We start from the raw sequence: 13,036 nt of genomic DNA, 5'->3' as shown, positions 1-13,036 counted from the left end.
GGGGAGAACGAAACAACACAGGTATTGAAGGATCGTTCAACGATCCTCTACCTTGCTCATCACTGTACGGCTCCATCCGCTCACCGCACGGCTCAGCACCGCACCCTCCGTCCCCTCACTGCGAGGTGCCCATGAGCTCAGTCCCTCCGACGAAAGCCACCGTCCGCCCCAGCTCCGCCGCAGCCGTCGCCGACGACGGCCCGCTCGGCTGGCTGCGCGCCCTCGGCCCGCGCGGCCGACGGGCCTTCGCCGGCGCGTTCGGCGGCTATGCCCTGGACTCGTACGACTACTTCACGCTGCCGCTGAGCATGGTCGCGCTGGCCGCGTACTTCGGCCTGGACAGCGGTCAGACCGGCCTGTTCACCACTGTCACGCTGGTGGTCTCCGCGGTCGGCGGAGCGCTCGCGGGCGTGCTCGCCGACCGGATCGGCCGGGTCCGGGCGCTGATGATCACGGTGATCACCTACGCCGTGTTCACCGTCGCCTGCGGGTTCGCGCCCACCTACGAGTGGCTGCTGGTCTTCCGCGCCCTGCAGGGCCTCGGATTCGGCGGCGAGTGGGCGGTCGGCGCGATCCTGGTCGCCGAGTACGCGAGCGCACGGCACCGGGGCCGCACCCTCGGCGCGGTCCAGAGTTCGTGGGCCGTGGGCTGGGCGCTCGCGGCGATCGTCTACACGCTGGTGTTCTCTCTGCTGGGCGACGATCTGGCGTGGCGCGTGATGTTCTGGACCGGCGCGCTGCCCGCCCTGCTGGTCATCTGGATGCGCCGCCGAGTGCAGGACGCGCCCGAGGCGGCCGCCGTACGCGAGAAGAGCCCGGCGAAGGGGTCGTTCGCGGAGATCTTCAAGCCGGGTCTCGCGCGGACCACGTTCTTCGCGGTGCTGCTGTCCACAGGTGTCCAGGGCGGCTACTACACGCTCGCCACCTGGGTTCCGACGTACCTCAAGACCGAGCGCGACCTGTCGGTCGTGGGCACCGGCGGCTATCTGACCTTCCTGATCTCGGGTGCCTTCGCCGGCTATCTGACCGGCGGCCACCTCACCGACCGGCTGGGCCGCCGGCGCAACATCTGGCTGTTCGCGGTGCTGTCTGCGCTGTGCATCCTGACGTACGCGAACATCCCGAGCGGGGCCGACACCCTGCTTCTGCTGCTCGGTTTCCCGCTCGGGTTCTGCATGTCGGCGATCTTCAGCGGCTTCGGCTCGTTCCTGAGCGAGCTGTACCCGACAGCCGTGCGCGGTACGGGACAGGGCTTCACGTACAACACCGGTCGTGCCGTGGGCGCGGTCTTCCCCACCACGGTCGGCTTCCTGGCCGACAGCTGGGGCGTCGGCGGCGCGCTGGCCTTCGGCGCGCTCGGCTACGGCCTGGCGGCGCTGGCCCTGCTGGGGCTGCCGGAGACACGGGGGAGGGAGCTGACGTGACGGAGGTGACGGACCGCCCGCTGACCCTCGTGCACGAGCACGCGCACGCGTGGAGCCCGAAAACCGCCCGCGCCCGCTTCCGGGAGGGCCTCACCGGCCCCACCGCCGGGGTCGCGGCCGGCCATACGCAGGTCAATCTGATCGCGGTGCCCGCGGACTGGGCGTACGACATGCTGCTGTTCTGCCAGCGCAATCCGAAGCCGTGCCCGGTGCTGGACGTCACGGACACCGGGTCCTGGACGACCGTGCTCGCCGAGGGCGCCGATCTGCGCACCGACCTGCCGCGCTACCGGGTGTGGCGGGACGGGGAGCTGGTGGACGAGCCGACGGACGTGCGCGCGTACTGGCGCGACGACCTGGTGTCGTTCCTGATCGGGTGCAGCTTTACGTTCGAGTGGGCGCTGTCCTCGGCAGGCGTACCCATCCGCCATGTCGAGCAGGGTCGCAACGTCCCGATGTACGTGACGAGCCGTGCCTGCCGGCCTGGTGGGCGGCTGCACGGGCCGATGGTGGTCTCGATGCGGCCGGTCCCGCCTGAGCACATGGCCGCGGCGATCCGCGAGAGCAGCCTGCTGCCCGCAGTGCACGGCGGCCCGGTGCACTGCGGTGATCCCGCGGTGCTCGGCATCGGCGACCTCGACCGGCCCGACTTCGGTGATGCGGTGACCGCCGCGCCGGACGACATCCCGGTGTTCTGGGCCTGCGGGGTCACGCCCCAGGCCGCGGTGATGGCCTCCCGCCCACCGTTCGCCCTCACCCATGCGCCAGGACAGATGTTCCTCACCGACGCCCGCGACGAGCAGTACCGGGTCGCCTGAACAAACCCTGATCACTCGAACAAACCGAGTACAGAACGCTCAAACGCACAGAACGCTGATGTACAGAACACGGAAGGATCCATGACCACCTCGATCGACCTGAACGCCGACCTCGGCGAGGGCTTCGGCCGCTGGCGGCTCACCGACGACGAACAGCTGCTGTCCGTCGTCACCAGCGCCAATGTGGCCTGCGGCTTCCACGCCGGGGACGCGGCCACCATGCGGCGGGTCTGCGAGCTGGCGGCCGAGCGCGGCGTGACGATCGGCGCGCAGGTCTCCTACCGGGACCTCGCCGGGTTCGGGCGGCGCGCGATGGACGTACCGCCCGCCGAACTCGCGGCCGAGGTGGCCTACCAGATCGGCGCCCTGGAGGTGTTCGCCCGGGCGGCGGGCGCGCGCGTGGCGTACGTCAAGCCGCACGGCGCGCTCTACAACCGGGTCGTGCACGACGACGAGCAGGCGGGCGCGGTCGTCGAGGGCGTGCTGCTGGCCGACCCCGCACTGCCCGTGCTCGGTCTGCCCGGGTCGCGTCTACTGGAGCGCGCGCAGAAGGCGGGCCTGCCCGCGGTCACCGAGGCCTTCGCCGACCGCGCCTACACCGACGACGGCACCCTGGTGCCGCGCGGCACGGAGGGCGCGGTGATCACCGACTCCCTGGCCGTCGTGGAGCGCTCGGTGGGACTCGCCCGGGACGGCCGGGTCGTCTCGCACTCCGGTCTTCCGATCGAGGTGCGGGCCCGCTCGCTGTGCCTGCACGGGGACACCCCGGGAGCCGTGGAGCTGGCCCGCCGGGTGCGGCGACGGCTGGAGGCGGCTGGCGTACGGGTGGAGGCGTTCGCATGAGGGTGCTGCCCGTCGGCGACGACGCGCTGCTCGTCGAGGTCTCCTCGGGCGAGGAAGCCGAGGCCCTGCACGCCGAGTTGCTGCGGCGTCGCGCGGAGGGCTCGCTGCGGGTCCGCGAGCTGGTGCCGGCCGCACGTACGGTGCTGCTGGACGGCCTCGCCGACCCGGCCCGGCTCGCCTCCGAGCTCACCGCGACGGACCTGCCGCCGGTGCCGCCACGCGCGCCTGAGGTGATCGAACTCCCTGTCCGCTACGACGGACCCGACCTCGCCGATGTCGCCGCGCACTGGGGCGTCGCCGAGCAGGAGGTCGCGCGCATCCACGCCGACACCGAGTTCCGCGTCGCCTTCTGCGGGTTCGCGCCCGGCTTCGGCTACCTCACCGGTCTGCCGCCACGCTACGACGTACCGCGCCGGGCGACACCGCGTACCGCGGTGCCCGCGGGGGCGGTGGCCCTGGCCGGGCCGTACACGGGCGTGTACCCGCGCTCCTCCCCCGGCGGCTGGCAGCTGATCGGCACCACCGACAGCGTGCTGTGGGACCACACGCGTGTGCCCGCCGCCTTGCTGTCACCGGGTGCCCGGGTGCGGTTCGTGCCGGTGGGCGAGCTGGTGGGTGACGTATGAGAGGGCGTAGCAGCATGAGCTTGTTCGTTTCGGCCGGCGAGCGCATGGCTGATCGCACGAGCATGAGGCTGTTCGTTCTGCTCGGTGGCCCAGGGACCGATCGACCGAGCAAGAGCCTGTTCGTTCCGGCCGGTGGCGCATCGACCGATCGCACGAGCAAGAGCCTCTTCGTACCGGCCGGTGACACATTGACCGATCGCACGAGCAAGACCCTGTTCGTACCGGCCGGTGACGCATGACCGATCGCGCGATGTCCGTCGTACGCGCAGGGGCGCTCACCACCGTCCAGGACCAGGGGCGCCCCGGGTACGCGCATCTCGGTGTGCCCCGGTCGGGGGCGCTGGACGGGCCCACGGCGGGGCTGGTCAACCGGCTGGTCGGCAACCCGTCCGACGCGGCCGTCCTGGAGACCACCCTCACCGGCTGCGCTCTGCGCCCGCGCTCGGCGGTCACCGTGGCCGTCGGCGGGGCGCCCTGCGCGGTGACGGTGGACGGGCGGCCGGTCGCATGGGGGGCTCCCGTGCGGGTGCCCGCCGGGGCGCTGCTGGACGTCGGCCCTGCCGTGAGGGGCGTACGCGGCTACGTGGCCGTCTCGGGCGGGGTCGCCGTCGAGCCGGTGCTGGGCAGCCGCTCCACCGACCTGCTGTCCGGGCTCGGCCCGGCACCGCTGACGGACGGAGCCGTGCTCCCCCTGGGACCGGAGGAGTGCCCCCACGCGCGCGTGGACGTCGCTCCGCAGTCGGCGCCGCCCGCCGAGCTGGTGCTGCGGGTGACGCCCGGCCCGCGCGACGACTGGTTCACCGCGCGGGCCCTGCGCGACTTCACCACGCGCGTGTACCGGGTCTCACCGGCGAGCAACCGCATCGGGCTGCGCACCGAGGGGCCCGCCCTGGAGCGTGCCCGTCCCGGTGAGCTGCCCAGCGAGGGCATGGTGCTGGGCGCGGTCCAGGTGCCGCCGGACGGCAGGCCGGTGGTGTTCCTCGCCGACCATCCCACCACCGGCGGCTACCCGGTGATCGCCGTCGTGCGCGCGGCCGACCTGCCGGCGGCCGCGCAGGCGGCACCGGGCACGCCGATCCGCTTCCTGGCGGTACGCCGCCACTGATACGCCAGCGAGGCCACCTACGCCGCCTCCGGCCCCTCCCCCACCGCAGACACCGAAAGCGCCGCGAGGGCCGCCGACACCGCGTGGGTGGCGCCCAGGTCCAGTCGGGCGCTGGTGCCACGTGCCCGGTGGCGCATCTCGTCGGCGGCCAGCCGCAGCAGCTGGGGCAGCAGGTCGGTGCAGCGACGGGCCACCCACCCCGTGCCCGCCGTGGCCAGCCACCTCAGGCTCGCCGCGCGGGTCGGCGCCGGGAACTCCGGCGCCGGCGAGGGCGCGGGCCCGCGCGCCAGGCCCGCCCCGGCGAGCAGCGCGTGGAAGCGCACGGCGAGCTGCCGGTGCCCGCGCTCGCCCGGGTGCAGCCGGTCCGCGCTCCACAGGGCGCGGTCGGTCAGCCAGGCGCCCTCGGCGGCGTGCAGATGGACCGCCCCGTGCCGCTCGGACAGCGCGTGCACCGCGGTGTTGACCGCGCGCTGGCGCCGCGCCAACGGTCGGGCCAGGGCGCCCGGCAGGCCGAGCATCGCGCCGGGGTCGGGCAGACACGCGGTGAGCAGGACCGCGCCCTGCGCGGCGAAGGCGGCGTACACCCGGTCGAGCCGGGCGGCGACGGCGTGGATGTCGAAGGAGCGGCGCAGCGTGTCGTTGACGCCGATGACGACGGACACCAGGTCGGGCCGCAGGACGAGGGCCGCGGGCAGCTGGGACTCCACGACGTCCCGGGTCTGGGCGCCGCTGACGGCGAGGTTGGTGAACCGGACCGACTCCTCCGCGAGTCCGCCCGCGAGCAGCGCGGCCCAGCCGCGCCACCCATCCCCCACGGGATCGCCCACCCCCTCGGTGAGCGAGTCCCCGAGCGCGACGAACCGGACGGGTCTCATGCCGGGCCTCCGGGCAGCACCGGGTTCCGGGGCGTGCGCACGGTCGCCTCGTGCGCGGCGAGGAAGGCTTCCACTGCGGTGTGCCAGCCGAAGCACTCGGCACGCGCGCGTGCCGCCTCCCGCCGCTCGGGGCCGGGCCGGTCGAGCAGGGCGGCGACGGCGTCCGCGAAGGCCTCTCCGTGGTCGGCCGCGGTCTCCCCGGCCGAGCCGACCACCTCGGGCAGCGCCGAGGCGGCGCTGACCGCCACGGGCGTGCCGCAGGCCAGCGCCTCCAGGGCCGCGAGTCCGAAGGTCTCGGCAGGACCGGGCGCCAGGCACACGTCGGCGGAGGCCTGGAGCGCGCCCAGCAGCCCGCCGTCGGAGACGTGCCCGAGGAAGGTGACCGGCAGCCCACCGTCCCGCGCGCGCTGCTCCAGGCGGGCCCGCAGTGGCCCGTCCCCGGCGACGACCAGCACCGCGGGCACGCCGCGCCGCAGCAGTGCCTCCAGGGCGTCCAGGGCGGTGCCGGGCCGCTTCTCCACAGACAGCCGGGAGCACATCACCAGCAACGTCTCGTCCACGCGCGCGTACCGGGCCCGCAGCGCCGGCGAGCGCAGGGCGGGGTGCCGGGAGGTGAGATCGACGCCCAGTGGGGCCCGTACGACATTGCGGGCGCCGATGCGGACGAACTCCCGCTCGGCGAACTCTGTGGTGCACACGACCTTGGAGTAGACGTGGGCGGTACGGACGTTCAGGGCGTCCGCCGCGCGCCGGGACAGCCCCTCGGGAACCCCCCAGGTGCGCAGCACCCCGTCGGCGGTCTCGTGGGACACCATCACCGAGGGCACCCGGGCGCGCCGGGCCCAGCGGCCGGTCCAGCGCAGCGTGGTGCGGTCGGAGACCTCCAGTCGGTCGGGGGCGAGTTCCTCCAGGAGGCCGGCGACCCGCCGCTTGTCGGTGAGGACGCGGTAACCGCCGGTGCCGGGCAGCAGCGGCCCCGGCAGGGTGATGACCCGGCCCTGCTCGGTCTGCTGGTCGGTGTGCCGTTCCCCGGGCACGACCAGCACCGGCTCATGACCGGCCGCCCGGAAGCCCTTGCCGAGCTCACGCAGCGCGGTACGCAGCCCACCGGAGGCCGGTGCGACGAAGTTCGCCAGCCGCACGATCCGCAACGACGGCCCCGCGGCTCCGCCGACCCCACCTCCCGACCGCGACGGCACGGCAGCTCCCCCGACCCCACCTCCCGACCGCGACGGCACCGCGGCTCCGCCGACCCCGCCTCCCGACCGCGACGCCGCAGCCACACCAGCGTCACCCTCTCCCAGCCCGGACAACCCAGCTACATCCCCGGCATCGCCTCGCACTCCGCTCACGCCGCCAGCACCGCCTTCCGGGCCACCAGGACATCCTCGTAGTGCTCGATGAGCCGGTCGCCGACGGCCGCCCAGGTGCGGCCCTCGACGGTGGCCCGCCCGGCGGCGCCGTAGGCGGCGCGTGCGGCCGGGTCGGCGGCCAGCGCCGCGATCGCGTCGCGTACGGCGCCGGCGTCTCGCGGTGGGACGAGCAGGCCGGTGCGGCCGTGGTCGACGAGGTCGAGGGGTCCGCCCACCGCGGGGGCGACGACGGGCACGCCGCTGGCCATGGCCTCCTGGACGGTCTGGCAGAAGGTCTCGAACGGGCCGGTGTGGGCGAAGACGTCCAGCGAGGCGAAGATCCGGGCCAGGTCGTCTCCGGTACGGCGGCCCAGGAAGACCGCGCCGGGCAGCGCCCCGGTCAGCTGCGCGCGGCTCGGCCCGTCGCCCACGACCACGACCCGCACACCGGGCAGGGCACACGCCTCGGCGAGCAGTGCGACGTGCTTCTCGGGGGCGAGGCGGCCGACGTAGCCGACGATCAGCTCGCCGTTGGGGGCGAGTTCGCGGCGCAGCGCCTCGTCGCGCAGCTCCGGCCGGAACCGTACGGTGTCCACGCCGCGCGGCCACAGCCGTACGCGGGGTATCCCGTGGGCCTCCAGATCGCCGCGGGCGGCGCTGGAGGGGGCGAGGGTGAGGTCGGCGGCGGCGTGCACGGCGCGGATGCGCCGCCAGGCGGCGGCCTCGCCGGCGCCCATGTAGGTGCGGGCGTATCCGGCCAGGTCGGTCTGGTAGACGGCCACGGCGGGGACGCCGAGCCGGGCGGCGACGGCCATGCCGCGCACGCCGAGGACGAAGGGGCTGGCCAGGTGGACGACGTCCGCGCGGTGCTCGGCGACGGCCGCGGCGAGGCGCCGGCTGGGGAGGGCGACGCGGACCTGGGGGTAGCCCGGGAGCGGGAGGGAGGGGATCCGGACGACGGGGCACGGCGCCTGGGCGTCGGCCGCGGAGCCGGTCGCGGGGGCGGGGGCCGGTGCGACGACGAGGGGAGCGTGACCTCGGTCGACGAGGTGCCGGGCGGTCTGGAACGCGCAGTGGGCCACGCCGTTCACATCGGGGGGAAAGGATTCGGTCACGATGACGACACGCATACGGGTGTTGTCGCCGTGCCGGGCGTGGACGCGTCAACGTCGATCTTTCCGGCTCGGGAACGTCCCATGAGCGTTGCGCACCACGCCCTGTGAGCGTTGCGCTCCGCACCCTGTGAGCTTTGTGCTCCGCGCCCTGCGAGCTTTGTGCTCCGCGCCCTGCGAGCTTTGTGCTCCGCGCCCTGCGAGCTTTGCGCTCCGCACCCTGCGAGCTTTGTGCTCCGCGCCCTATGAGCGCTGCGCACCGAGCCCCCATAAGCGTGGCGCTCCGCGTCCCCCGAGCCTCGCCCCCGACGCCCGCCCCCCACGCCCCCGCGGGCCAAGTGCCGGTCATGCGCACCTGACCCGCGGGTCATGCCTCGTTCACCTGGCGGACGTGCCACGCCCGCGCGGACAAGGCGGACAGCACCGTCAGGCCGTCAGACGGGCGGCATCTCACTGCCGAAGCGGCTGCGTACGGCCGTCTGTACCTCGTCCTCCTCGGCCGGGTCGGCGGCGAGCCTGCGGAGTCGGTCGACGACGCGGGTGTCGCCGGTCTCGGCATGGCGTGCGGCGACTTCGCGGGTGGTCTCCTCGCAGTCCCACAGGCATTCGACGGCGAATCCGGCGGGGAAGGAGGGATCCGTGGCGGCGAGGGCGCGGGCGGCGCGGCCACGGAGGTGGGAGGAGGCGGTCTCGCGGTAGATGTGCCGCAGGACGGGGGCGGCGCAGCCGATGCCGAGCCGGCCGGCGCCGTCGACGAGGGTCCACAGGGTCGGTGCGTCGGGCCCCTCGCCGCGGACGGCCTCGCGCAGGGCGCCGAGGACCAGGTCCTTGTCCTGGGCTCCGCCGCGGCAGGCGAGCATGCGGCCGGCGGCGGCGCCGAGCGGGTCGGGGCGGTGGGCCCAGCGGCGGGCACGTTCGACGGCGGCGACGCTGCGCATGCGCTCGTAGGCCTCGACGGCGGCCTCCACGACCGGCGTGGGGCCGGTGGTGACGGCCTGCTCGACGAGGTCGAGGGCGTCGGGGTCGTTGCTGTCGGCGAGGTAGCGCAGGGCGGTGGCGCGGGCGCCTTCGGTGCCGGTGCGGGCGGCTTCGAGGATCTCGGGCCGGTCCTCGGGTCCGGCGACGGCGGTCAGGCAGCGGGCGGCCGGGACGTGCAGGGCGGTACCGCGTTCGACGCCCTGTTGGGCCCAGTCGAACACCGCCTGGACGCTCCACCCCGGGCGGGGTCCGGACGAGTTCATCTGGCGCTGCCAGCGGTCGAAGCAGCCGGTCTCCTGGGCGGCACGCACGCGCGTGGCGATCCATTCGCGCGGATCGTCGGCCCACAGCCGCCAGGGCCGTGGCTCGAAGGCGTCCCGCACGGCGGCGGCGAGTTCCGCCTCGCCCTCGGGGTCGGCGGGGAAGCGAGCGAGGACGGGGGCGGCGAGGGAGCGCAGCCCGGCGTCGTCGTCGCGCAGGGCGAGCTCGTCCAGGGCCCAGGCCCAGTTGGAGCCCTCGGCGGCGTACCTGCGCAGCAGTTCCAGGGCGTCTCGCCTGCCGTAGGAGGCGAGGTGGCCGAGGACCGCGAGGGCCAGGCCGGTGCGGTTCTCCTCGGTGTCGAGGATGTCCTCGCTGTCGAAGAGGTGGGCCTCGATGGCGTCGAGTTCGCCGCCGAGGTCGAGGTACAGACGGGCGTAGTAAAGGGAGCGGTTCTCCACCTGCCAGTCGTGGCGCGGGTCGCGCACCACACAGTGGTTCAGCGCCGCGAGCGCCTCGGCGCGCGGGGCGGTGAGCGCGTGCAGCGTGCCGTCGCCACGGCCTCGCTGAAGCAGGCCGAGCAGCGTACCGCTGGGCGCTATGACCGGATCGAACATGGGAAACAGCCTCACATCAAGCGTCGACGCGACCGGAAAACGTGCTTTACCGGGCCGCGTGACAACGCGTCGGGGTGCCCGCCGTCTCATGCTTGCTGTAGACCATCTCTCTCTGCCTCTCGTCGGTGGCCCATGCGGGCCGCATCACGGCCCGCGCGGTGCGGCAACACCTGCCCAGCCATCGCGTCCGTGAATCACGACGTCATGATGACTCGGCGCTCTTCGATGCCGCGACCGAAATTTCCGGCGGCCCTGTACCGCCTCCCCCGTTTTCCGTTGCCTGTCCTGCCAGGGACCTTGTTTTCCCTGGTCAGGGCGTTCGGATCAGTTCGCTCCGAACAGTTGGAGCAGGTCTGTCTTGCCGAACATCCGGGCCGTGTCGACGGCCGAGGGCGTCCCTGCGGACGGATCGGCTCCGCCCTCCAGGAGGGCCCGGATCACGGCTTCCTCGCCCTTGAAGACCGCCCCGGCGAGGGGGGTCTGGCCTCGGTCGTTGATCCGGTCCGCCTCGGCGCCTCGGGCGAGCAGGGCCCGGACGGTGTCGGCGTGTCCGTGGTAGGCGGCGAGCATCACGAGCGAGTCGCCGCGGTCGTTGGTGAGGTTGGCCGGAACGCCCGCGTCCACATACTCGGCGAGCGCGTCGGTCTGCCCCTGCCGCGCCAGATCGAAGATCTTGGTCGCGAGCTCCACGACCTCGGGGTCGGGGGCTTCAGTCATCGGCCGGTCCACCTCTCCTTACAGCCGTTCAGGTGAATCGCCAGGGTACTGGCTGTGGGCGCACATGACCGGAGTCGCCCGAGGCAAAGATCACCGTGAGACCCGTTCGACGCAACTTGCCTGCTCAGGCAGACCCTCCAAGCCTCCGCCATGCGGGGGAAATTTCCAGAAATTCCACCATTTGCACCTTTTATCGTATGGATACATGCTGTGATCCTGGAAGTACTCATGGTGACTGTCCCCACGAACCAGGAGAACTCAAATGATCCTGTCCATCTCAGGCGTGGTCCTGCTCGGCATCATCGTCTTCCTCTTCTTCAAGAAGGACGGACTCAAGGCATCGCACGCCTTTGTGGCGGCGCTCTTCGGCTTCTACCTCGCGAGCACGGCCATCGCGCCGAGCATCAAGGCCGGCGGCGAGAGTCTCGCGAGCCTCCTCGGCGGCATCAAGTTCTGACGCCGCAGATCCCGTCCGTACGCACCTTCAGGAGACAGCAGTGGCCCGGCGCCCCCTCCCCCGCATCCTGAGCACAGGCAGCGCACAGATCGCCCGGAGCCGGGAGCTGGCCCGGACGGCGGCCGACAGTGCCACCGACGTCCTCCACCCGCTGATCACGATCACGCGCGGGCTGCGCCGGCTGGCCTCGGCCGGGCGGCGCAGGTGGTCCGACACCCCCAAGGACAAGCGCGGGCCACTGCTGTTCCTGATGGCGTCGGTGATCCTGGTCGTGGCCCTCGTGCCGTACGGCCCGCTGCTGGCCGTCATCACCCTGATGGCGGCGGCAGCCTGGCAGGGCCGGGACCGCACCCCGCCGGCCCCCGAGGGCCCCGACGAGTCGCAGACGCAGCGTCTGCAGGCGCTGTACGAGGCACTCGTCCCGTACTTCTCCACCGCCGAGGACCCCGCTCCGCTGTACGCCCACGGCGGCGAGTGGGACAAGGTCCTCACCGACTTCGAGTTCGACGACTCGGGCCGGGTCAGCACTCTGGTGGTCCGCTACCCGGCGTACTTCACCGACGGCGAACCGGCCGCCCGCGCGCGGATCGAGCAGTTGCTGAGCGCCAAGTCGGGCCGCGGCCGCGAGTACCACTTCATCTGGGACGAGGAGGGCAACCAGCTCACGGTCACCGTCCTCGCCCCGCTCCCCACCGACATCGCCGCCCAGCGGTTCGTCACCTCCCCCGGTGAGACCGTCCTGGGCTTCACCGACCCCGGCGAGGTCCCGCGCACGCTCCCCCTCACCCACATGGAGGAGCAGCGCGACGTCCCGCCCGTGGTGTGGCGCACGGGCATCCGCTCCACCGAGCCGCATCTGCTGGCCGTGGGCCAGCCGGGCAGCGGCACCTCCACGCTGCTGCGCTCGATCGCCCTGCAGGCCCTGCAGTACGGCGACGTCCTGATCGTCGAGGGCGGCGGCACCGGCGAGTACGCCTGTCTCACCGGCCGGGACGGCGTTCTCGCCGTCGAGTGCGCCGTGGCCGGGGCACTGGCCAGCCTGGAGTGGGCCGCCCACGAGACCGAGCGCCGGCTCATCGCCGTCAACCGCGCCCGCCAGGCGGGGCAGGCACCGCCCGAGGACACCCGGCGCCCGCTGTGGATCCTGCTGGACCGCCCCATCGCGCTCGGCCTCGTCGGCACCGACGGACACCAGGACCCGCAGTCCCTGCTCCATCTGCCGCTGCGGCACGGCCGCGCCGCCAACGTCACGATCGTGGTGGCCGAGCAGTTCGACCACCTGGATCTGCTCAGCGACGCGGTACGCCAGCACACCCGCGCGCGTGTCGTCCTCGGCCCGGCCAGCGCCGAGCAGTTGGCGGCCGTCCTGGGTGCCCCGCCGCACACGACTCCCACCACCGCTGTCCCGCCCGGCCGCGGCTACGCCCGCCTGGGCACCGGCCCGGTCCTGCGTCTCCAGGTGCCGGCCACCCCCGACCCGTACGACGACGCCACCAGCGACGCCCATCGCCAGGCCGTCCTCGACCTCCTGCCACCGCGCACGACCCCGGCGGACGCGGAACCGGCCGCCGAGACGACCGACGCGGTGCCCATCGAGAACCTGCCCGTCGAGAAGCCGGCACTCGAGAAGATCCCGATGGAGAAGATCCCCATGGACAAGCCACCGCTGGAGGAGGTGCCGATGAACAAGGTGCCGACGGAGGCGATGGCCGCGGAGAGCTGAGCGGACACGGCATCGGCGAGAGGGGCCGGGGGGGGGAACCGCCCCCCCCCCCGAACCCTGATCAACACGGTTTGGGCGCGACAGGGGTGGGTGCCCCCAAGGTTCCGCGGGGCCCCCCCCCCCCGCGGCGC

Annotated in this window: 13 protein-coding genes; 8 read left to right on the top strand and 5 right to left on the bottom strand. The window is 73.5% G+C overall.

Translation table 11 applies throughout. The features are described 5' to 3' along the window. Positions 1-131 precede the first annotated feature (131 nt). The 6 genes from ACIQ6Y_RS29375 to ACIQ6Y_RS29350 all read left to right on the top strand — a co-directional run bounded on the left by ACIQ6Y_RS29375 (position 132) and on the right by ACIQ6Y_RS29350 (position 4,816). Complete coding sequence (locus ACIQ6Y_RS29375; RefSeq protein ID WP_404043285.1) at positions 132-1,424, top strand: MFS transporter; 1,293 nt, start codon at positions 132-134, stop codon at positions 1,422-1,424. Continuing rightward, positions 1,421-2,242: a putative hydro-lyase gene (locus tag ACIQ6Y_RS29370; protein WP_404043283.1), complete on the top strand. Its 822-nt coding sequence runs from the start codon at positions 1,421-1,423 to the stop codon at positions 2,240-2,242. Before ACIQ6Y_RS29375 ends, ACIQ6Y_RS29370 begins: the two co-directional genes overlap by 4 nt. Before the next feature lie 81 nt (positions 2,243-2,323). Continuing rightward, positions 2,324-3,085 (top strand): LamB/YcsF family protein, encoded by a 762-nt coding sequence (locus tag ACIQ6Y_RS29365; RefSeq protein WP_404043281.1) that lies wholly within the window; start codon positions 2,324-2,326, stop codon positions 3,083-3,085. Next, positions 3,082-3,711 carry an allophanate hydrolase subunit 1 gene (locus ACIQ6Y_RS29360; RefSeq protein WP_404043279.1) on the top strand — a complete coding sequence of 210 codons (630 nt, stop codon included), beginning with the start codon at positions 3,082-3,084 and terminating at the stop codon, positions 3,709-3,711. Before ACIQ6Y_RS29365 ends, ACIQ6Y_RS29360 begins: the two co-directional genes overlap by 4 nt. A gap of 14 nt (positions 3,712-3,725) precedes the next feature. After that, the gene (locus ACIQ6Y_RS29355) at positions 3,726-3,950 is read left to right on the top strand and encodes a hypothetical protein (RefSeq protein WP_404043277.1); all 225 of its coding nucleotides are present in this window, start codon (positions 3,726-3,728) and stop codon (positions 3,948-3,950) included. Then, a complete protein-coding gene (locus ACIQ6Y_RS29350; protein WP_404043275.1) occupies positions 3,947-4,816 on the top strand; it encodes a biotin-dependent carboxyltransferase family protein in 870 nt (289 codons plus the stop codon). The genes ACIQ6Y_RS29355 and ACIQ6Y_RS29350 overlap by 4 nt, the downstream gene beginning before the upstream one ends. 17 nt (positions 4,817-4,833) lie before the next feature. Here ACIQ6Y_RS29350 and ACIQ6Y_RS29345 read toward each other — a convergent pair whose 3' ends face one another. From ACIQ6Y_RS29345 to ACIQ6Y_RS29325, 5 genes are all read right to left on the bottom strand, one after another. Beyond that, complete coding sequence (locus tag ACIQ6Y_RS29345) at positions 4,834-5,691, bottom strand: SGNH/GDSL hydrolase family protein (RefSeq protein WP_404043273.1); 858 nt, start codon at positions 5,689-5,691, stop codon at positions 4,834-4,836. After that, positions 5,688-6,890 (bottom strand): glycosyltransferase, encoded by a 1,203-nt coding sequence (locus tag ACIQ6Y_RS29340; protein ID WP_404043271.1) that lies wholly within the window; start codon positions 6,888-6,890, stop codon positions 5,688-5,690. The genes ACIQ6Y_RS29345 and ACIQ6Y_RS29340 overlap by 4 nt, the downstream gene beginning before the upstream one ends. Before the next feature lie 149 nt (positions 6,891-7,039). Further along, positions 7,040-8,173, bottom strand: coding sequence for a glycosyltransferase family 4 protein (locus ACIQ6Y_RS29335; protein WP_404043269.1), 1,134 nt, complete (start codon positions 8,171-8,173; stop codon positions 7,040-7,042). A 416-nt stretch (positions 8,174-8,589) separates the two neighbouring features. Next, positions 8,590-10,008, bottom strand: coding sequence for a HEAT repeat domain-containing protein (locus tag ACIQ6Y_RS29330; protein ID WP_404043267.1), 1,419 nt, complete (start codon positions 10,006-10,008; stop codon positions 8,590-8,592). Between the two features lie 324 nt (positions 10,009-10,332). After that, a complete protein-coding gene (locus ACIQ6Y_RS29325) occupies positions 10,333-10,725 on the bottom strand; it encodes an ankyrin repeat domain-containing protein (RefSeq protein WP_404043265.1) in 393 nt (130 codons plus the stop codon). Between the two features lie 262 nt (positions 10,726-10,987). Between ACIQ6Y_RS29325 and ACIQ6Y_RS29320 the strand changes: the two genes are divergently transcribed. Continuing rightward, positions 10,988-11,182 carry a hypothetical protein gene (locus tag ACIQ6Y_RS29320; protein ID WP_105974144.1) on the top strand — a complete coding sequence of 65 codons (195 nt, stop codon included), beginning with the start codon at positions 10,988-10,990 and terminating at the stop codon, positions 11,180-11,182. A 40-nt stretch (positions 11,183-11,222) separates the two neighbouring features. Further along, the gene (locus tag ACIQ6Y_RS29315; protein WP_404043263.1) at positions 11,223-12,905 is read left to right on the top strand and encodes a hypothetical protein; all 1,683 of its coding nucleotides are present in this window, start codon (positions 11,223-11,225) and stop codon (positions 12,903-12,905) included. Positions 12,906-13,036: the final 131 nt, after the last annotated feature.

It is taken from the genome of Streptomyces sp. NPDC096205 (assembly GCF_044763135.1).
In the GTDB taxonomy this organism is placed as follows: Bacteria; Actinomycetota; Actinomycetes; order Streptomycetales; family Streptomycetaceae; genus Streptomyces.
Note: the sequence above shows the minus strand (reverse complement) of the source record. Positions and strands in the feature narration are given on the sequence as shown.